The sequence below is a fragment of the Pontibacter litorisediminis genome, assembly GCF_029360645.1.
Taxonomy (GTDB): Bacteria; Bacteroidota; Bacteroidia; order Cytophagales; family Hymenobacteraceae; genus Pontibacter; species Pontibacter litorisediminis.
Window position 1 is genome coordinate 971,204 of record NZ_JARDUA010000001.1, and the last position, 19,763, is coordinate 990,966.

General features: G+C 53.0%; 16 protein-coding genes. 7 read left to right on the forward strand and 9 right to left on the reverse strand.

Going from position 1 to position 19,763, the window contains the following annotated elements:
• Positions 1-78 precede the first annotated feature (78 nt).
• Genes PXG97_RS04205 through PXG97_RS04220 form a run of 4 tightly spaced genes read right to left on the reverse strand, consistent with a single transcriptional unit; the run spans position 79 to position 4,702 of the window.
• The gene (locus PXG97_RS04205; RefSeq protein ID WP_276496465.1) at positions 79-1,326 is read right to left on the reverse strand and encodes an NAD(P)/FAD-dependent oxidoreductase; all 1,248 of its coding nucleotides are present in this window, start codon (positions 1,324-1,326) and stop codon (positions 79-81) included.
• Position 1,327: 1 nt separating this feature from the next.
• Complete coding sequence (locus PXG97_RS04210; RefSeq protein WP_276496466.1) at positions 1,328-2,329, reverse strand: 4-hydroxyproline epimerase; 1,002 nt, start codon at positions 2,327-2,329, stop codon at positions 1,328-1,330.
• A gap of 8 nt (positions 2,330-2,337) precedes the next feature.
• Entirely contained in the window at positions 2,338-3,792 is a 1,455-nt protein-coding gene (locus PXG97_RS04215) for an aldehyde dehydrogenase (NADP(+)) (protein ID WP_276496467.1), read from the reverse strand.
• The gene (locus tag PXG97_RS04220) at positions 3,782-4,702 is read right to left on the reverse strand and encodes a dihydrodipicolinate synthase family protein (RefSeq protein ID WP_276496890.1); all 921 of its coding nucleotides are present in this window, start codon (positions 4,700-4,702) and stop codon (positions 3,782-3,784) included. Before PXG97_RS04220 ends, PXG97_RS04215 begins: the two co-directional genes overlap by 11 nt.
• 136 nt (positions 4,703-4,838) lie before the next feature.
• On the opposite strand from PXG97_RS04220, the gene PXG97_RS04225 reads away from it, so the two are divergent.
• Together PXG97_RS04225 and PXG97_RS04230 are read left to right on the forward strand one after the other, a co-directional pair.
• Positions 4,839-5,714, forward strand: a complete 876-nt coding sequence (locus PXG97_RS04225) for a helix-turn-helix domain-containing protein (protein ID WP_276496468.1) — start codon at positions 4,839-4,841, stop codon at positions 5,712-5,714.
• A 22-nt stretch (positions 5,715-5,736) separates the two neighbouring features.
• Entirely contained in the window at positions 5,737-7,107 is a 1,371-nt protein-coding gene (locus tag PXG97_RS04230; RefSeq protein WP_276496469.1) for an aminopeptidase P family protein, read from the forward strand.
• Between the two features lie 763 nt (positions 7,108-7,870).
• Here PXG97_RS04230 and PXG97_RS04235 read toward each other — a convergent pair.
• From PXG97_RS04235 to PXG97_RS04255, 5 genes are all read right to left on the reverse strand, one after another.
• The gene (locus PXG97_RS04235; protein WP_276496470.1) at positions 7,871-10,531 is read right to left on the reverse strand and encodes a cation-translocating P-type ATPase; all 2,661 of its coding nucleotides are present in this window, start codon (positions 10,529-10,531) and stop codon (positions 7,871-7,873) included.
• A gap of 554 nt (positions 10,532-11,085) precedes the next feature.
• Entirely contained in the window at positions 11,086-13,200 is a 2,115-nt protein-coding gene (locus PXG97_RS04240) for a TonB-dependent siderophore receptor (RefSeq protein ID WP_276496471.1), read from the reverse strand.
• Between the two features lie 17 nt (positions 13,201-13,217).
• On the reverse strand, positions 13,218-13,571 hold the full coding sequence (locus tag PXG97_RS04245; protein ID WP_276496472.1) for a hypothetical protein: 354 nt from the start codon (positions 13,569-13,571) through the stop codon (positions 13,218-13,220).
• Between the two features lies 1 nt (position 13,572).
• A complete protein-coding gene (locus tag PXG97_RS04250; protein ID WP_276496473.1) occupies positions 13,573-14,250 on the reverse strand; it encodes a response regulator transcription factor in 678 nt (225 codons plus the stop codon).
• Positions 14,251-14,999: 749 nt separating this feature from the next.
• Positions 15,000-15,398, reverse strand: a complete 399-nt coding sequence (locus PXG97_RS04255) for a hypothetical protein (protein ID WP_276496474.1) — start codon at positions 15,396-15,398, stop codon at positions 15,000-15,002.
• A gap of 723 nt (positions 15,399-16,121) precedes the next feature.
• Here PXG97_RS04255 and PXG97_RS04260 point away from each other — a divergent pair.
• From PXG97_RS04260 to ygiD, 5 genes are all read left to right on the forward strand, one after another.
• Positions 16,122-16,703 (forward strand): Crp/Fnr family transcriptional regulator, encoded by a 582-nt coding sequence (locus PXG97_RS04260; RefSeq protein WP_276496475.1) that lies wholly within the window; start codon positions 16,122-16,124, stop codon positions 16,701-16,703.
• A gap of 107 nt (positions 16,704-16,810) precedes the next feature.
• Positions 16,811-17,473 (forward strand): NADPH-dependent F420 reductase, encoded by a 663-nt coding sequence (locus PXG97_RS04265; protein ID WP_276496476.1) that lies wholly within the window; start codon positions 16,811-16,813, stop codon positions 17,471-17,473.
• Positions 17,474-17,520: 47 nt separating this feature from the next.
• Positions 17,521-18,093, forward strand: coding sequence for a YceI family protein (locus tag PXG97_RS04270; protein ID WP_276496477.1), 573 nt, complete (start codon positions 17,521-17,523; stop codon positions 18,091-18,093).
• A gap of 19 nt (positions 18,094-18,112) precedes the next feature.
• Entirely contained in the window at positions 18,113-18,565 is a 453-nt protein-coding gene (locus PXG97_RS04275; RefSeq protein WP_276496478.1) for a DoxX family protein, read from the forward strand.
• 236 nt (positions 18,566-18,801) lie between these two features.
• On the forward strand, positions 18,802-19,635 hold the full coding sequence (gene ygiD / locus PXG97_RS04280) for a 4,5-DOPA-extradiol-dioxygenase (RefSeq protein WP_276496479.1): 834 nt from the start codon (positions 18,802-18,804) through the stop codon (positions 19,633-19,635).
• The last annotated feature ends 128 nt before the right edge of the window (positions 19,636-19,763 follow it).

Below are 19,763 nucleotides of genomic sequence, written 5' to 3' on the forward strand. Positions count from 1 at the left end.
CGGACAAGGATGTTCGGAACAGCACTAAATGACACGGAGAGTAGCCAAAGTATAAACCGAAAATATTCCAATACAGCTTTAGCTATACCTGTCCGGCGAAAAGGCATCGGTAAGGAATTTTGCCTTTTTCTGCAGCAACTGCTCGGCCAGCACTTTGCCTGTTGCCGGTGCCAGACTCACGCCCATCATACTATGGCCGGTACCAAACAGCACGTTGCTCCAACGCTGTGTGGCGCCAATATAAGGCAGGCCATCCGGTGAACAGGGCCTCAGGCCGCTCCATACTTTCTCCTGCTCCGGAAAGGTAGGCTGGAAGGTGGCATAGTATTTCGGAATCGCCTCAAAGATGCCCCGCACCCGCTGCTGATTGACGCTGTGGTTGGTGCCCGTAATTTCCATTGTGCCCCCAAAACGCACCTGCTCGCCAAAGGGGGTCACAGCTACCTTCTGTTCGCAAAGTATGGCAGGCAATTGCAAGGCGGGTTTATTCTGTTGCATAAAACTGTAGCCCTTGCCCGAGAGCATGGGCAGGTAAAGGCCTAACTTGCCGGCCAATTGCCCGGACCACGCTCCGGCACACACGATCAGCTGATCACAAGTAAAGTCGCCTTGGGTGGTAACGATGGATCGTACCCTGTCGCCCTTGCTCTCAAATTTCACTACCCGCGCCTGCGCCACCAGCTTCACTCCTTTAGCCACCAGGTAGTCCTTTAGAAAACAATGCAGTTTGGCAGGGTCCAGGTGCGCATCTCCTGTAAAATGCACCGCCCCGCGCACGTCCAGCTCAACTTTTGGTTCGAGCTGTTGCGCTTCCTCCCGCGACAGCACCTTGGCCTCGATCCCATGCTGGTTGGCCAGGTGCGCCATTTCTGTTTCTTCCCGCTCCATTTCAGGTGTTTTGTACAGCATCAGCAGGCCTTTCTCCTCTAGCCCGATCTGCGAGGTAGGGTGCTGCAACGCAAAATCCTGGTAGAGGCGCTTGCTCAGCAGGCTCAGGTTTTTCAGGTAGGGGATGCTGTGCTCCACATGCTTTTTAGTGGAGGCGCGGTAAAAGTGCAGGCACCATTGCAGCAGGCGCCTGTTCAAGCGGGGGTGGATGTAGAAGGGGCTGGTCGCGGAGAACATCCACTTCAGTCCTTTGCTGATCATGCCCGGCGAGGCCAGCGGCACCAGGTGGCTGGGCACAATCATACCGGCGTTGCCGGTGGAGCACCCCTGCTGCATGTCTCCCTGGTCGAGCAGGGTCACGTCAAAGCCTTCTTCTGAAAGGTAGTAGGCCGTAAACAGCCCCACCACGCCCCCACCGATGATAGTTACCTTGCTCATATCAGATTACTTGGAAACCATGAACGTACGGATCTTCATCATCAAAAAAGATGGTGTTGTGCCCGGTGATGATCGCCCATCCTTCGATGCCGGGGTAAATGGCCGGTTTGCCGGCCACCGTGGTTTCCTCCTCAATGGTGCCGGTGAATACCGAGCCGATGATGCTTTCATGGACAAACTGCTGCCCCGGTTTCAACTTGCCTTTGGCATACCACTGTGCCATGCGTGCCGAAGTGCCGGTGCCACAAGGCGAGCGGTCGATGGCTTTGTCGCCGTAAAAAACTGCATTGCGGGCCGTGGAAGTAGCAGCTAAGGGTTCGCCGGTCCAGAGAATGTGCGAGAGGCCTTGAATAGCCGGGTTCTCGGGGTGTACAAAAGTATACTGCTCGTTGAGGCGTTGGCGCAGCACGCGGCTCCAGGAGATGAGCTTGTCGGCTGTATAGTTTTCTATACCTTGAAAATTCTCCTGCGGGTCCACGATGGCGTAAAAATTACCGCCATAGGCCACATCCACTTTCAGCGTACCCAGTTCCGGGCACTCTACCGTCAGGTCTTCCGCATCCAGGTAAGAAGGCACGTTGGTCAGCTTTACTGATTTTACTTTGCTGCCTTCCTGGGTATACTGCACGCGTACCAGACCGGCCGGTGTTTCGAGGCGCAGCTGGCCAGGTATTTTCGGGGTGATGAGACCTTCCTCCAGCGCAATCGTTACCGTACCAATGGTGCCGTGGCCGCACATGGGCAGGCAGCCGCTGGTCTCGATGTAGAGCACGGCTACGTCGTTTTCGGGGTCGTGCGGCGGGTACAGGATGCTGCCCGACATCATGTCGTGGCCGCGTGGCTCAAACATCAGCCCTTTCCGGATCCAGTCGTACTCCCGGAGAAAGTGCAGGCGTTTTTCGCTCATGTTGTGGCCCTGCAGCATAGGGCCGCCGCTTGCCACCAGGCGCACCGGGTTGCCACAGGTATGAGCATCGATGCAAAAGAATGTTTTTCTGGCCATTCGTCTACTTATAAGCTGCTTTGGGAAAGTTTTCCGTTGATGGTGCGCCACAGGCCGGTGCGGTTTTCATCCTGGAGTTCTGTTGGCAAAAGCGCCTGCGGAGCCGACTGAAACGTGACAGGCCGTGCAAAACGCTTAATAGCGTAGGTGCCCACCGACGTGCTGCGGCTGTCAGTCGTGGCCGGAAATGGCCCGCCGTGCGTCATGGCAGAACTTACTTCCACCCCGGTTGGTACCCCTGAAAATAACAGACGCCCACATTTGTCGCGCAGTACATCGGTCAGTTCCTGCTGAAGTTCGTGCTCCTGGTCGGTGCCCCAGAGCGTGCAAGTCAGTTGTCCCTGCAATGCTTTTGCTGCAGAGATCAACTCTGCATCGCTGTTATACTTTACAACGAGGGTAAAAGGGCCGAAGATTTCCTCCTGCAAAGCCGGGTTCTGCAACCACTGCGCGACGCTGGTACTTGCCAGGGAGGCACGTCCTTCCAGCACGTCAGCTTCCTGCTGTACCAGTGCCTGCACCCCTTCCGCTTTCAGAAGCTTTTCCAGTCCCCTGTAATAGTTGCCGGCAATGCCGTCGTGCAGCATTTTGGCGGGACTGGCTGTGGCAAGCTCTGCTTCAAGCGTTTCCATGAACTCCCCGGTTACGGCCGACTCCGGCACGAAAAGCAAGCCCGGACAGGTACAGAACTGCCCCGCCCCCAACAACACCGATGCCGCCGCCTGATGTGCCAACTCAGCCGTGTTCTCCTTCAGTTTTTCCGGAAGGATAAACACAGGGTTGGTGCTACCCATTTCGGCATATACCGGAATGGGTACTTCGCGCTGCATGGCCAGGTCAAAAATGGCTTTGCCGCCCTGATAAGATCCGGTAAAAGCAACAGCCTTTGTAGCAGGATGCTTTACCAGCTCCTGCCCTACTTCCACGCCGCCGCCTACATGCTGGAACACACCTGCCGGATGCGCGTTTGCCTCAAGCGCCCGGGCGATGGCTTTGTTAACTAACTGTGAGGTTTTCGGGTGGCCCGGGTGCTCTTTGTAAACCACGGTACAGCCAGCAGCAAGCGCGGAGGCCGTGTCGCCGCCCGCGGTGGAGAAAGCTAACGGAAAGTTGCTGGCTCCAAACACCACCACAGGCCCGAGTGGCACCAGCATGCGGCGCAGGTCCGGACGCGGCAAAGGCTGGCGGTCGGGCATAGCCGTATCAATGGTTGCCTCCACCCAGGAGCCCTCTTCTACCAGATCGGCAAACAGGCGCAACTGGTTGCAGGTGCGCCCGCGCTCGCCGGTCAGGCGGGCCAGTGGGAGATTGCTCTCCCGGCTGGCCGTATCCAACAGTTCATCCCCCAGCGCCTCAATAGCCTCCGCTATACTTCGCAGGAGCTGTGCCCGTTGGGCCGGAGTGGTTTTCTTGTATGAGTCAAACGCCTGTTCTGCGTGTGCTAAAGCTTCGTTATACAGCATAGGCTTCTTCTTTAAAATTTGGCAGCTGTGGCCTTGTTTCAATTCCTTTTTGGATAATGGCGATTATGCTATCACGCTCTTCCCCGATCAGTGGCAGGCGTGGCGCACGCACATGTTCGCTGCCAATGCCTTCCATCTGCTCGGCCAGCTTAATGTACTGCACCAGTTTCGGATGAATATCCAGTTCCAGCAGCGGCATAAACCAACGGTAGATTTCCAGTGCTTCCTGTGTTCTTCCTGCTTTGGCTAACTTAAACACGGCCATTGTTTCTTTCGGGAAAGCACACACCAGACCGGCCACCCAGCCATGCGCGCCCATTAGCAGGCTTTCCAGGGCCAGGGTATCTACGCCACATAGTATGTTAATGCGGTCGCCGTAGCGGTTGCGCATGCGCGTGACGTTGGTCAGGTCGCGGGTCGATTCTTTTACGGCCTGTATATTCTCGTGCACGAGTAGTTCATCAAACATCTCCAGGGTGATGAGCCGTTTATAGTCTACCGGGTTGTTGTAGATCATAATGGGCAGCGACGTGCTTTCGGCTACTGCCTTGAAGAAGGCAACCGTCTCGCGGTGGTCGGAGTAGTAGCGCATGGGTGGGAGCAGCATCAGGCCGCTGGCGCCCATCTCTTCAGCTTCGCGGGCACGTAAAATAGCTTCCTGTGTAGCGCCTTCGGCAATATTCATGAGCACCGGCACTCTTCCTGCTACATATGCAATCGTTTTACGGGTCAGTTCCTGTTTTTCATCTGTGCGCAGTACGCTGGCTTCGCCTAAGGTGCCGCCCAGAATGATGCCGTCCACACCGACTTCCAGCTGTGCATCTACGTTCTTAAAGAATGTATCGAAGTCAAGGCTGCCATCGGCATGGAATTTTGTGGTAAGTGCCGGGAATACGCCGTTCCAGTTGATCATAATAAAGAGATTTTGTTCTATCTCAAAAGTATAGTATAAGATAAGCAAAATCCTGTACTGGATTAGTAATATATGATAGAATATTGACCTGTATTTTGCAAGTGACCCTGAGAATAGCTAACATGGTACCATCATGAAGGTCATTCCGTTTAAAATACCGAAGCCGAGCAAAGAGTTGATCCGCTACCAGGTGGATTGCCAGGCCTACTTCTACGATAAACTGCACCAGCACCCCGAAATACAGCTGAGCTGCATCCTGGAAGGCGAGGGCAAACTGATCGTGGGCGACTACATCGGCCGCTTCGGGCCAGGTGACATTTTCCTGCTGGGCCAGAACGTGCCCCACGTGTTCCGCAGCGACGATGCCTACTATCAGCACGACAAAGCCCGGCAAAGCCACAGTATCATCCTGTTCTTCGACTTGCGTGCCTTCGGTGAAGCTTTTTGGGCGGCTGAGGAAATGCAGGAAGTAAAAGAGTTTTTTGAGCAACTGAGTGGCTGCTACAAGGTATGTCTGGCGGAGCCGGATAATTTTGTGGAGCAGGTACGGCAGCTACACCACAGGCACCATCTGGGCAAAGTGGTGGGCGCCCTGCAACTGGTGGACGAACTGATGCACCAGGCTACGCTGCAGCGCCTGAACCTGGCCGACCAGATGCACAACCTGAGTGAGCGCGAAGGCAAGCGCATGGAGCAGGTGCTGCAGTTTTTGGTAGAAGAGAGCCACCGGCAGCTCACCCTGGAGGAGGTGGCCTCGGTCGCCAACATGAGCCGCGAGGCTTTTTGCCGCTTCTTTAAAGAACGCACCCGCAAAACCCTGGTCACTTTTCTGAACGAGCTTCGTTTAAGTAACGCCTGCCAGGCCCTCTTGCATTCTGACCAGACCATTGCCAGCATCGCCTTCACCTGCGGCTTTGCCAACCTGTCGCATTTCAACCGGGTGTTTATTAAGACCATCGGCATCACCCCACGCGATTTCCGCCGCCAGGCATCTGTAAATAAAGTATAAACTTAATCTGAAGCCATCTAATATGTTTGATGCAAACACCTATACCCAACGTCGCCAGCAACTGAAACAACAACTCGGCGAGGGCCTGGTTCTACTCCTGGGCAACGAGGAAGCCAGTATGAATTACAAGGACAACTGGTATCCTTTTTACCAGGACAGCACCTTCCGCTACTACTTCGGCCTGGACCTGGCTGACCTGACGGGCGTAATCGATATAGACCGCAACGAAGTAATCCTTTTCGGACCGGAGCAAAGTATAGATGATGTCGTGTGGACAGGACCGCTGCCCAGCCTGGCCTCGCTCGCCGAACAGGTGGGTGTACACAAGGTGCTGTCAACCGAGAAGCTAGCCGACTACGTGGCCGGAGCAACAAAACTGCATTACCTGCCCCCTTACCGCCCCGAGCATCAGCTCAAACTACAGGTCTGGACTAGGAAAACTGTACTGGAACCGAGCCTGCACCTGATACAAGCCGTGGTGGCACAACGCTCCATTAAATCCGATGCTGAAATAGCGGAGATCGAGCGAGCCGTTACCTACACCTCGCGCATGCACCGCAGCGTGATGCAGTTTGCCCGCGAAGGCATGAAAGAGCATGAAGTGGCCTCCGAAGCGGTTCGCTATGCAGAAGCGACAGGAAATCACCTTTCTTTCCCGCTTATCTGCACCACACAAGGGCACATCCTGCACAACCACTACCGCGGCAACACCTTGCGGCATGAGGATATGCTCTTGTTTGATGGCGGCATACAGACCACGGCAGGCTACGCCGGCGACATGACCCGCACGTTCCCGGTGGGGCCAACATTTACAGAGCGCCAACGCGAACTATACCAGGTGGTGCTGGAGACACACGAAGCCGCCATGGCTGCCCTGAAGCCGGGTATGCTGTACAAAGATGTGCACCTGCTGGCCTGCCGCAAGCTAACAGATGGGCTGAAACAGGTGGGGCTGATGCGTGGCGATACCGAAGAAGCCGTGCAGGCAGGTGCGCATACCATGTTCTTCCAATGTGGTTTGGGCCACATGATGGGCATGGATGTGCACGACATGGAAAACCTGGGCGAGCAATACGTCGGTTATACTTCAGAGCTGCGCAAAAGCACCGAATTCGGGCTAAAGTCGCTGCGCCTGGGTCGTGCACTGGAGCCAGGTTTTGTACTGACGGTGGAGCCAGGCATCTACATTATTCCTGAGCTCATTGACATACGCCGAAACGACAAAGTAGCCCAGCAGTTCATCAACTTTGAGTTACTGGACAGTTATCGCGATTTTGGCGGCATCCGCATTGAAGACGACCTGCTGATCACCGACAGTGGCAGCCGCATATTGGGCGAGCCGCTGGAACGGGCACTTGCCGACGTAGAGGCCATACGGCAGCAGGCGCTGTAACCTGGGAGTAGAAGGCAGCAAGGAGAAGCATCTCGGCATCAAAGCAAGTATAAAAGTACTGCTGCTGCAGGCACAAAAACAGGATTGGTGAAGGATAACTACGCCCTGCAAAAAGGCCATTGCGCCGGTGTGGTAGCAGAAAAGAGGCTGCTCCTCCTTTACCTGCGTTTGGCAGGCCATTCGCTTAGAGCAATGTCACAGCAAATCACCATCCGAAGAAGAGCATACCGGCTCCGCAAATGGAAACTACTGCCCCGCTGACAGCGTGCATGTAACGCTCTAAACTGGCCGTCTGAAAGAATGAGAACCCGCACAGGCCCAGGAGTACCATGGTGAGCATGGTAAAGACCGTAGATCCAGCAAAAACCGCTATAACGACTCCTATTTCTAAAGCTGAACTAGTGGTACCGGAATAAAAAAGCAGGGGCACCAGGGGTTCACTCGGTCCCATTATGAAGATGGCCAGGAGAACCAGCGGCGTAACTTTCACCCGTTGCTGTACATGCATCGCGCTTCCATGCCGGTGCTCGTAAACATACAAGGTGTCGTTGTACACATCAAAGTGTTAGCGTCACGAATTCACAACGAAGCACACCAACTGGAGACGGAACGGAATGTGCAAGCCTTAGGATTACAAATTCTTTCCCCAACCCATTTATACTTGCCCAGACTGCGGATGCCGTGCCTTGTTCCTGAGCCTAACGTCCTGGAACCAGGAGTACCTCAGCCAAACACATTAAAGCAACCGGAATACTTTTCAGTTCTAAAACACCTTTCTCCCAAGCCTGATCACAAGGAACACGACACTTCCTGCTAGTACGGCAATGAGCAGGTCTTCTGCCGCTAAGGGCGTTAGCTTAAAAAAAGTCTCCAGGCCAGGAATATAGATGACCGCGAGTTGTAGCAGTATGGCCGAAACGATGACTACCGCCATCAGGGGGTTAGTTCTAACAGACAAAGGCGAATGGGCTGAAGAGCGTAGGGCAAGCGCCTGAAATATCTGGGAAAACCCGACAGTAGCAAAAATCATTGTCTGCCATGTCACATCCTCCGGATCAGCAGGGTTATGATAGTATACCGCCAATCCTAGCGAAACGGCGGCAATAACTCCTCCAACGACTATCATCTGAAAAGAATCTTTTCTATCCAGCGCCCCCTTCTCCGGGTCACGCGGCGGCCTTTGCATCGTATCACTCTCGGCCGGCTCTGTTCCCAGACCAAGCCCCAACAAGCCATCTGTCAGCAGGTTTAGCCACAACAGTTGTAGCGGCTCCAAGGCTATCACCATTCCGAAAAAAGGGGCAAGCAGCATGATGAGCACCTTTCCTATGTTTCCGGCAAGGGAGAACTTCACAAACCGGAGCAGGTTGTCAAAAATAACCCTCCCTTCTTCCACTGCTGCTACAATGGTGGTGAAGTTATCATCCAGTAGCACCATATCTGCCGCCTCCTTGGCTACATCCGTACCTGTAATTCCCATGGCTACCCCAATGTCAGCTTTTCGTAAAGCAGGGGCATCGTTTACCCCGTCACCAGTCATCGCCACGATCTCGCCCTTGCGCTGCAGGGCATTTATTATCTTTAGCTTTTCCTCCGGGGATACACGTGCATAAACAGATGTTTTCTCCGCTAAAGCCATAAGCTTGTCTTCACTTACGTGCTGCAGCGTCTCTCCTGAAACCGCAGGTGTGCTCTCAAAGCGCAGTTCCCGTGCTATTGCCGCAGCTGTCAAAGGGTGATCTCCCGTAATCATGATGGGCCTGATGCCCGCCTGCCGACAGGTCTCCACTGCAGCTTTCACCTCCTGCCGTGGAGGGTCTATCATACCTGCAAGCCCGACAAAGGTGAGGCCTTGCTCCTTATCAGCGGAGCTATCTGCTTCGTCCAACTTGCCAAAGGCAAGGCCTAGTACCCGGATGCCATTCTCCGCCAGTTTCGTATTGGCATCCAGAATCCGCTCGCGCCAGGCATCGTCAAGAGGCACATGGTCGCCTTTTACCCACACAAAGTCGCACATACGCAGCAGGGAGTCGGGTGCTCCTTTCGTGCACTGCAGAAAAGGCTTGTCCTGAAGCGCCTCGAAGTAGAGCGGAAGCCCATCCTCAACCCTATGGATTGTGGACATACTCTTCCTGACACTATCGAAGGGCAGCTCACCCACCCTTGGCACCGACCTCTCCAGTGGCTCCTTATGGATACCTCTCTTCACGCCGGCCACCAACAAAGCAGTTTCTGTCGGGTCACCTATGGCCTTTTCAAGGTCATCCCCCGCTTCCAGTCTGGCGTCGTTGCAAAGCACGGCAATGGCAAGTGCGAAATCCAGGTCTGCTTCCGTTTCACCTGCCTTGCTGCTGGCCATACTTGCCGGGCCTATCTCTACTTTGCGTTCCGGCAGGTCCACTACCGTTACAGTCATTCGGTTCTGCGTGAGGGTACCTGTTTTATCAGAGCAGATAACGGTAACCGAACCAAGCGTTTCGACAGCGGGCAGTTTCCTGATCAGGGCGTTTCGCTTCAGCATGCGCTGCCCGCCGAGGGCCAGTGTAATGGTCACCACGGCGGGCAAACCCTCTGGCACCACCGCCACAGCCACGCTGACAGCCGTCAGGAACATTTCTGCTGCCGTTTTTCCCATCAGCATTCCCATCCCAAACACCAGGGCGGCGGCGGCAACTCCTAGCAAAGCCAGCACCTTCCCCAACCTGTCCAGCTTGTCCTGAAGCGGTGTTTTGCCGGTTTCTACCGCCCCGATCAGGGTCGCGATCTTTCCCAGTTCGGTCTTCATTCCGGTTGACACCGTGATTCCCACCCCTCTGCCATACGTAATGACAGTGCCCATATAGGCCATGTTTTTGCGGTCTCCCAAGGATACATCTTCCTCCACCAACGGGGCAGAGTCTTTTTCAATGGGCTCAGACTCACCCGTCAGGGCTGCCTCCTGTACCTTTAGGTTAAAGGTCTCCAGCATGCGGAGGTCTGCCGGCACGATGTTACCGGCTTCCAGTTCTACAATATCTCCCGGCACTAGCTCCGTAGCAGCGGCTTCCTGTACTTTGCCACTGCGCCTGACCCTTACCTTCGGCACGACCATCCGGTTCAACGCAGCCATCGCACGGTCTGCCCGATACTCCTGAATGAAACCAAGTATACCGAACAACAGCACAATGGCCAGGATGGCCACGGCCTCTGTTGTTTTGCCAAGGAACATAGACAGCAGTGCCGCCACAATAAGTATGACCACCATAGTCTCGGTGAACTGCTGCAACAGCATCTTGAGCGGGCTCTTTCGGCGCGCCTCCTCCAACCTGTTATGTCCGTATTCCTTTAACCGGGCCTCCGCCTTGTCGCCTGAGAGCCCCTCGGCCGAGGTGTTAAGCTCCGTCAGTACTTCTTCCTTTGTTTTTGTGTGCCAACTGGTCGCCATCGCCAAATATCGTAAGAGTTGGTGCCTGCTGACCCCTCCGATCAGCTTTCTTCAAAAGGATATACCGTGTTTTGCGGACTTGGTTCTGAAAGTAGCTTCCGCCTCATCCGCGCACCTGGGTATTTCCTCCTGCACAGCAAAGTAAGGTGCATCAATGGCTGTAAGAGACGCAGCAAAATTAAACGCACAGCAGGGCTTCAGCACTGCCAGCAACGCATTCAGTTGTTAGGGCTACCGCAAGCCAGCTTGATTCATGGCAGCGAAAGGATGGGTTGATTAGACTAAGGCAATAGGAGGATGTTTGGTTTCCTTGATTTACGTCCAGCTTTCCAGCTCAGGGATACCAGATTGGTTTGCCGCCGGCCGGCAGCTTCAGGATGACACTGTTCAACCAACAGCTTTATGGTTTGGCCCGACCTACCTGACTGCGAAGTATAACTGTGCAGTTTGAACATCCATCCAAGGTCTCCAAGCCTGTGACAAGGGTTACTACGCTGCTTGGCAAAAGCGGCTGCCCTTGCTACGAGCCAACGCATGTATTTTCTCTAAACGGATCAAAAGGTGTAGCCTAGGGAGAAGCTAAAGTTCCGAGGTGCCCCTGGGAAAGCGCGCATATAGTCATAGCCGCCCACAAAGTAGTACTCATCGAACATGTTATTGAGGTTGAGGTTGAGCTTGAACTTGTTCACCTTGTAAAAGACAGCCGCATTCACCACAGTGTAGGATGGCCAATAATCCCAAAAGAGTTCGCCAGAGCTTACATCCTGCACCTGTAGCTCCATCCTGCGCATGCCTACATAATTCCCTCCCAAGGCCAAGCCAAAGCCGTCCAAGCCGCCTCCCATGAAAGTATACTTAGCCCAGAATCCGGCAGAGTGCTCCGGCGCGTTGGGCGCCTGCAGCCCTTCTTCAGCAGGAAGGCCAGAGGATACTACCTCTGTACGGTTGAAGGCATAATTGGCGCTGAGGTTGAAGTTGTGGGTTATGCTGCCAGTCGCCTCCAACTCTACGCCTTGCGATTTGATGCGCCCGTTCTGGCGGTAGACCGGGTTGCCAGCCTCCGTTACCTGGCCTGTGTTAACCAGCGTGTTACGCTTCTCGATGTGGAAGGCCGACAATGTAGAGAGCAGGCGTTTGCCCAGGAACTCCCCTTTTACCCCCGACTCTACCTGAAAGCTGGTCTCACTGTCGAAGGGGCTGGTACCGCCGTAATTTTCATAGTTCCTGACAAAGGCCGGGTCTATGGGCTTAAAGCCCTGGCTGTAGCTGGCGAAGTAGTAAAGGTTCTCCTTTACCTGATAGGTGAGGCCCATTCTGGGCAGCAGCACATTCTGGTGCACCTTCTCCTCTCCGTTTTCATACTTGCGCTGGTCACGGAAGAACTCCTGCCTCAGCCCCAGGAGCACCTTCAGGCGATCCGATACGTCCACCTGGTCCTGCACATACAACCCTGTGGTGCTGTAGCCTGCATTAAGGTAGTCTAGAAAGAAGGAAGCCAGCGGCCGACGGATGTACTTGCTAGGGTTCCGGAGTTCGTAGGTCGGGTTGCTCAAATCAAAAGTCAACGGCACCCGCTGCCCGTCTATCTCCATCTCGCGTGCCTCCCACTGGTGCCCCCGCTTGTCTGTCTGGAACCTAACGAAGTCGGCCCCTGCCACCAGACTGTGCCGCAGCTTACCGGTGTGGCCGCTGATAGCAAAATAAGTGGAAAGGTTATCCGTGTATTCGCTGACCTGCTTCTCCATGTAGCGCATGTTCATGATGGTATTGGCGGGCGCATCGGCAAAAGTGTTCAGGGTGCGGTGCTCGCTCAGCTCCTCGTGGTACACGAACTTCATGTAAGCCGCGTTGAAAGACAGCCAATCAGTGAATCGGTGGTTGAGCGAGGCATTCAGAGACACGTCGTTGACGCGGTAGTAATCGCTCGGCTGGCTCAGGGTAAAGGATCTCGGCAGGGCGTAGAGATCCCCGCCCCTGATGCCCATGCCGCGGTCGAGGTAACCGTCGAACTTACTGTAAACCAGCTCTGCGTTCACGGTGGTTTTGTCCGTTGGCCGGAAGGTGACGGTAGGCGCTAGCATCAGGGAGCGGCGGTCATTCACCTCCCGAAAGGTCTTGGTATCCTCGTAGCCAATGTTAAGCCGGTAGAGCAAAGACTTGTCCTCGTTCAGGGGGCCTGTCAGGTCCAAGGTTCCGCGCATGGACTGGAAGCTGCCCACAGAAAAGTTCACTGCTTTCCGCTCATCTTCCAGGGGTTTTTTGGTCACCAGGTTGACGGTGCCGCCGGGGTTAATGTCGCCGAAGAGGGCCGCACCGGGACCTTTAAGCACCTCCACGCTCTCCATGTTCACCGTGAGCGGCACCCGAAAGAAGCTCGTGCCGTAGCCGTAGCCTGAGCGCAGCCCGTTCACCAGTCGGTATCCGGTCTCATAGCCGTTGCGGAAGCCGCGGATGGTCAGATCGTCGTAGGCTGAATACTGGTTCACCCCTGCCAGGTTCTGCACCACGTCCGTCACCCGGAAGGCCTGCTGGTCCTCCATGAGCTCTTTGGTAACAGCGGATATAGTCTGCGGCACCTCCACTACCCTGCTCTGCAATCGTGTGCCGACAAAGCTGTAGTCATTCATGTAGTCGGTTTCCTTGCGGCCCGTCACCAGCACCTCCTGCATTGCATGTGTTACCCGGTCTACCTGTATCTCCGGCGCGCCCTGCCGGTATTAATCGCCTGCCAGTAGAACGACTCATCCAGAGGCAGGGAGGCCGGGAACTGTACATCCTTGCTGCCCGGCTTAATGCGCATAATGTACTCCTCCTCCTCTTCCAGGTGCTGCAGGATATTGTTTTTGATGGCGTAAAAATCTTCTGCCTTCTCCTGCTGTAGCACAGCGCTGGCAACTATGCTCGCGCTGTTTTCCATACTGATGTAAAACCCATGTTCCCTGTAGCCCGAAGACATCGAGTACATGACCAGGTTAATGCCCAAAAGCAGGAGCGCCATTAAACCTGTAAAAATAAGTATCAGCGAGTATTGCAGTTTCATCTTACTGTGCTCTCATCACATAGCCTACTCCCACAACCGTGTGAATAAGCTTAGGCGTGAATTCCTTATCAATCTTTTTTCTCAGGTAGTTTATATACACGTCCACCACATTGGTGCCCATGTCGAAGTCTGCCCCCCATACGTTCTCCAGGATGTCCAGCCTGGGCAGCACCTTTCTTTTGTTTCTGATCAGGTACTCCAGCAGCCGGAACTCTGTACCGGTCAAGGAGATAAGCTTGTTGTTGCGGGTAACTTCAATGGTGTCAAAATCCACCTTCAGGTCAGCCAAAGAAACGATGTTGTGCTGCGCCAAATCCCTGCTGGCCCTCCTGACAAGGCTTTGCATCCGCACACGCAGCTCTGCAAGGTTAAACGGCTTCACCATATAATCATCGGCCACGCTGTTGAAGCCTGCCACAATGTGCTCCGTGGAACCAAGCGCCGACAGGATGAGGATGGGGGTTTCAAGATCCGCCTCCCTTATTTGCTTGCACACTTCCAGACCGCTGAGGCCGGGCACCATGATGTCCAGAATGATAATATCATAATGGTTAAGGCCTACCATCTTTAGGGCCGTGTACCCATCCATAGCCACGGAAAACTCATAGCCTTCGCCCTCAAGCCCCCTTTTTATAAGCGAAACGACTTTAGGCTCATCCTCCAACAATAATACTTTCATAAACTTATAATACGTTTAGAAACACGACTCCACTAGAAACCTACCCCTCCTACTTGCTCCCTGCACCCTGCCTTTTACCAACTGATTACTGCTTGATAGGAAAATAATTCCTCATCGTAGTTGAAACAATCAGCACCAGGAATCAAAGGTGTTTTCTCTTGAAACGGCTGCACCAAGATAGCTTGTTCCGATGAGCAATCGGAAAGTAGCATCAGAAAAGCAAAAGATAGCATCTAGAAGGATTTGGATAAAGCCTGCCCCACAATAACTATCCGTGAGCAGATTTGTTGCTGCAGCAAAACAAACAAACCTAACGCATTGATGTGATTTCTCTGTTACTGCAGAAGCTTACTAAGCAGGACAGAGATAAACTGTACCAGGGGCATCTTACACTTCAATTCCTCCTGAAAATCAAATTTTTGAGAGAGCAACAGCAAGAACCAGAAAGTATGTAGGTTGAAAAGAGACAAAAAAAGTTTTGCCTGTAGTAAAGTTCAATGAGGAACGGTTATTCTTAGGCTGAACACCTCAAAATAGCGATTGACAAAACCATGGAAACTAATGGCTTACACGATAAACTATGGATAGCTCCGCCCCTCTTTCCAGATGGGGAAGAGCTATAGTTGTTTTGAAGAAGACAGCCACTCCTTTTTTAGCCTCGTAGCGGGCTGAAACACAGCAGCGCTCAGGTCACTCTATCCAAGAGGATCAGGTTCACCGGATGCTCTTTTTACGGGTGCCCGCTCAGGTTAAGCCTCGTTCAGTTGGTTAAGGATGTGCTCGCCAAGTATAACATCGGCCACTTTAAAACTTCCTCGGCCAATCTGCTTTAATACGCCGCTCACCTGCAGAACAGCAATTTTATCTATAGGGGATACTTCCGCCACATAGGAGATTTGCGACTCAGCCAAACGGTTGGCAACTGCCTCGTGCATTGCTTTCACTGAAGCAGGGTGCGTGAGCATGTTTCGAAAATCTGCCAGCAGCGTAAAACCTGGTTGTGCTAATCCGATAACCTTGTCCCAATCTCCCAGGTAACCAGGCACTACTTCGGGCGACTTCCAGTAATTATTAATTCTGAGGTAAACACGGTTTTTACTACGGTCGTAATTCAATTCGTAGTAAGGGTTGTTTGAAACAGCAATCATTCCGCTAGAAAGAAGTAAAAGACACGCAAAGATATGGATAACGAAGAAAGTTTGTCACAACGGTTGAGCAGTATCTTACCAGGTGTAGTAGCTCGGGTAAAAAGACCTGGTCAACAGCAGGAGTTGTATACGTAATTATTGCCATTTAGCCGTCGCTTATACTAAAAGCCAGACATTTGTCAACCTATGTCACTATAGAATAGTCACTTACATTTATAAAGCCTTTCCTGTCCAGCAATCAAAATAGGCTTGAAATAGCAAAGAAGGGAGCCAACTAGCATTGCCTGACTGCCAGGCCAATTCATTGTTTTCTAACCTACCTTATTCATACTTGCTTAAAGCCCCTTTTACTAGGCATGGCAGTGGGTTTTATACTTTGCAGGTGCTTAACCTATTCTACTACAGTCCCTAAATCGTTGCGAGCCAAACCGTAAGCTTCATGCTTCAGCAAAGGGTGCTATCTTCCAAGATCCGAGTCCCTACTTTTGAAAGCGCAGTGGCTTGAGATAACAGTGGGTCCCGCTATAGGACAGCGATTCTCCCACAGCAGCTACACCTAGCCTGCTTCCCTTAAAAGCTGTTTTATGTAAAGGCAATACATGCTATGTTCGCACGCCGAACACTTGCGCAGGATTTAAGTTAAAGTATAAAAGGCAAGTATAGGATGGAGATAGGGAGCGGCTTTCCCTACCTTTACAGAAGACTGACGACAACCACCACGCGATGTACGATTTATTCTTTCAGAATCTGAACAACAAGGTAGGGCTTACGGAAGAGGAACAGGCGCGCATCAAGACGTACCTCACTTTTAAGAAGCTCCGGAAGAAGCAGTACCTCCTACAGGAGGGTGACGTATGCAAAGCCATCGCCTTTATAGAGAAAGGGGCTCTGCGCGCCTATTCCGTAGACGACAACAGCAACGAGCACATCATACAGTTTGGGCTGGAAGGCTGGATAATCTCGGACTTATACAGTTTTTTGACAGGAGAGCCGGCCACGTATAACATTGATGCCCTGGAGGACTCGGAATTGGTGCTCATCAGCAAATCCGCCCATGAGGAGTTGCTGCAAACCATGCCCAAGTATGAAACCTTTACCCGGCTTAACATTACCGGGGCTTACCTGGCTATGCAGCGGCGGCTAACCTCTACTATCAGCTCCTCCGTGGAAGAGCGGTACCAGGATTTCATCGCCCTCTACCCGCACATCGCGCAGCGTGTCCCCCAGCACATGATTGCCTCTTACATCGGCCTTACCCCCGAAACACTGAGCCGCATCCGAAAAAGAATCTCCTCCAACTCATAAGGTGCATCCCCAAAAGCATTGATCTAAATCAATGCTTTTTCTTGACCGGGCGCAATGCAACGGGGCATGTTGCGGCCGTACCTTTGTATCGTCAACAAACAAAACCTATGAAGACGATGCAAACCATAGCCATAATAGGAGCCTCCGGAAACATGGGCTCCGCCATATCCAAGAGCCTGTCCCGGGGCAACTACAGGTTACTCCTTTGCGCCACTAACCTGGAGAAGGCACAGGCAGTGGCAGCAGAAATCAAACGTAGCAACCCATCTGCGGAGGTGGAGGCAGCAGACTGCTCCCGGGATGCCTTCTGGGAAGCGGACATCATTATCGTGGCTGTTCCCTACGCTGCAGAGCAAGAGGTGGCCGAGAAGATCAGGGAGGTTGCCAACCAAAAGATCGTCATCAGTATTGCCAACCCGCTTAACGACACCTATGATGGCCTGGTAACTGCGCCCGACACAAGTGCGGCAGAGGAGCTGCAGAAGCGATTGCCCAATTCAAAGGTGGTGAAAGCTTTCAACACCACGTTCGCCGCTGACTTTGCAACGCCCGTCATCGATGGCAAACAGGCGGACGCATTCGTGGCAGGCAACGATGAGGAGGCTTTGCAGACGGTTTCAGAACTGGTTGGTACGGCCGGTTTCAATCCTATCGTAGCTGGCGATCTGGCTGTGAGCAGGACCCTGGAGCGCATGCAGCTTTTGCTCATTCAACTGAACATGAAGTATGACTATAACTGGCTTGCTGGCTGGAAGATCCTGCACCAGTAAGTAAATTATAGCTAATTCTAATATACACCATTTAACTTATAGATTTTATGAAAAGGTTATCCCTTATTTTCTTTGCTTTTCTTTCGCTTACGGCTTTCACAACCCTGAATACGGGCTGGACGAACGATGATGCGCACTCGCAGCTCGGCTTCACCGTGTCTCACCTGGGTATTGCGGATGTATCCGGCACATTCAACGACTTTGACGTGAAGATAACGTCGGCTAAACCGGATTTCAGCGATGCGGTTGTGGAGCTGACCGCTAAAACTGCCTCTATCGATACCGGGGTGGAAGACAGAGACAAGCACCTCATGAGCCCGGATTTTTTCAATGTGGAGAAACACCCAGCTATCACTTTTAAGAGTACTTCTGTCAAGAAAACGGCCAACAACAACTACAAGCTCGCAGGCAACCTAACGTTGAACGGCGTGACCAAGCCAGTCACTATGGATATGGTGTACAGGGGCACGGTAGAAAACCCGATGAACAAGAAACCAACGGCAGGTTTCCAGGTAACAGGCACCATCAAGCGTTCTGACTTCAACCTGGGAAATGATTTCCCCGCCCCTATGATCAGCGATGAAGTACGCATCAAAGCGGACGGCGAGTTTATTCAGTAATCCTACAGAAGCATCAGCAATGAAAAAGTTTCTAAACGTGTACCAGAGCGCAAACGGCATCGATGCGGCGCTGTTGATCGCCCGGGTAGCCATTGCTGCCTTGATGCTCACGCATGGGTGGCCGAAGCTGGACATGCTTTTCTCCGGTGAACCGGTTCAGTTTCCGGCCCTCGTCGGCCTTAGTGCGGCAGGCACACTTGCCCTGGCCGTGTTCGCCGAGGTAGTTTGTTCACTGCTGGTCCTGGTTGGTTTGGCCACGCGGCTGGCTGCCCTCCCTTTGATCCTTACGATGCTGGCGGCAGTATTCTTGGTGCACGGTGCTGACCCCTTTGCCCAGAAAGAGCTGGGGCTTCTGTACCTGTTAATTTATACTATGTTGCTGCTGGCAGGCAGTGGCAGATACTCGGTGGATTATCTGCTGCAGCAAAAGATGCTGAAAGAGGCCGCCGTCAAAAGGTTCTCGATACAGTAGATTAACTTCAGAGCAGGTTTCCCCAGGAAGAAAATTTCCTGGGGAAACTGCTAAAAAAGGAAGTATAGCGATACAGTAGCCCTGGCTGCTAACCGGCTACACGGATGAAACACCGCGCTTAGTACCGGTGCCCACAGGAAAAAGCAAGCTGGGTTACAGCTTATTTTCACTTAAACGACCGAGCTGTTATGCAACGGAAACAGTTTATCAAAACACTTTTAACAGGAGCTGTAGGTATGACCACATTATCCGCATTCAACAGATTTACAGATAACTTGCCTGAGCAGGAGCAACTGATGCCGGTTCTTTTTATCGGCCATGGCTCCCCCATGAATGGCATTTTAGACAATGAGTTCAGCCAGAAATGGAAGCAAATGGCTAAAGAAATCCCGACACCGAAGGCTGTACTGGTGATCTCAGCCCACTGGCTGAGTAGAGGCACCCGCATCACGGCCATGGATTTCCCGAAGACCATCCACGACTTCGGCGGCTTTCCGCAGGAGTTGTTTGATGTACAGTACAAGGCGCCCGGAAACCCGGAGCTGGCTAAGGAAACAGCCTCCATCATCCGATCGGCTGCCGTGGAACTGGACCACGACTGGGGCCTCGATCATGGCGCCTGGACTATCACGCGGCACATGTACCCCGATGCCACAATCCCGGTGCTGCAGCTAAGCATCGATTACACCAAAGGACCTCAGTACCATTATGAGCTGGCAAAAGAGCTGGCGGGGCTCCGCAAAAAGGGCGTATTGATTATGGGCAGCGGCAACATGGTGCACAACCTGCGCATGGTGGCCTGGGATAAAATTAACGAGCCGGAATACGGCTTTGACTGGGCGGTACAGATGAACAAGACGTTTAAAGGCCTTATCCGTAACGGCCACCACGATAAGCTGATAAAGTACGAGCAACTGGGTCGAGAAGCCATGCTGGCCATTCCAACTCCGGAGCACTACTGGCCGCTGCTCTATACATTGGGCCTGAAGGGCAGCAAGGATGACGTCTCCTTCTTTAATGATAAAGTGGTGGGAGGTTCCCTTACCATGACCTCCCTAAAGGTGGGCTAAGGCAGGAGAACTCGCTTTCTTTCGAGACGCCACCACCTCTTTGGCAACCCTAGAAGTAACGTCAAAAATCCAAGTACAACCCGACATTCCAGTATTCAGCCTTTGGATGGCTCATCACCCTCTTCCTC

Coding starts and splice junctions, on each gene's coding strand:
- PXG97_RS04205 (WP_276496465.1), bottom strand. CDS start 1,326: ATGAGCAAGGTAACTATCATCGGTGGGGGCGTGGTGGGGCTGTTTACG.
- PXG97_RS04210 (WP_276496466.1), bottom strand. CDS start 2,329: ATGGCCAGAAAAACATTCTTTTGCATCGATGCTCATACCTGTGGCAAC.
- PXG97_RS04215 (WP_276496467.1), bottom strand. CDS start 3,792: ATGCTGTATAACGAAGCTTTAGCACACGCAGAACAGGCGTTTGACTCA.
- PXG97_RS04225 (WP_276496468.1), top strand. CDS start 4,839: ATGAAGGTCATTCCGTTTAAAATACCGAAGCCGAGCAAAGAGTTGATC.
- PXG97_RS04230 (WP_276496469.1), top strand. CDS start 5,737: ATGTTTGATGCAAACACCTATACCCAACGTCGCCAGCAACTGAAACAA.
- PXG97_RS04235 (WP_276496470.1), bottom strand. CDS start 10,531: ATGGCGACCAGTTGGCACACAAAAACAAAGGAAGAAGTACTGACGGAG.
- PXG97_RS04240 (WP_276496471.1), bottom strand. CDS start 13,200: ATGCAGGAGGTGCTGGTGACGGGCCGCAAGGAAACCGACTACATGAAT.
- PXG97_RS04245 (WP_276496472.1), bottom strand. CDS start 13,571: ATGAAACTGCAATACTCGCTGATACTTATTTTTACAGGTTTAATGGCG.
- PXG97_RS04250 (WP_276496473.1), bottom strand. CDS start 14,250: ATGAAAGTATTATTGTTGGAGGATGAGCCTAAAGTCGTTTCGCTTATA.
- PXG97_RS04255 (WP_276496474.1), bottom strand. CDS start 15,398: ATGATTGCTGTTTCAAACAACCCTTACTACGAATTGAATTACGACCGT.
- PXG97_RS04260 (WP_276496475.1), top strand. CDS start 16,122: ATGTACGATTTATTCTTTCAGAATCTGAACAACAAGGTAGGGCTTACG.
- PXG97_RS04265 (WP_276496476.1), top strand. CDS start 16,811: ATGAAGACGATGCAAACCATAGCCATAATAGGAGCCTCCGGAAACATG.
- PXG97_RS04270 (WP_276496477.1), top strand. CDS start 17,521: ATGAAAAGGTTATCCCTTATTTTCTTTGCTTTTCTTTCGCTTACGGCT.
- PXG97_RS04275 (WP_276496478.1), top strand. CDS start 18,113: ATGAAAAAGTTTCTAAACGTGTACCAGAGCGCAAACGGCATCGATGCG.
- ygiD (WP_276496479.1), top strand. CDS start 18,802: ATGACCACATTATCCGCATTCAACAGATTTACAGATAACTTGCCTGAG.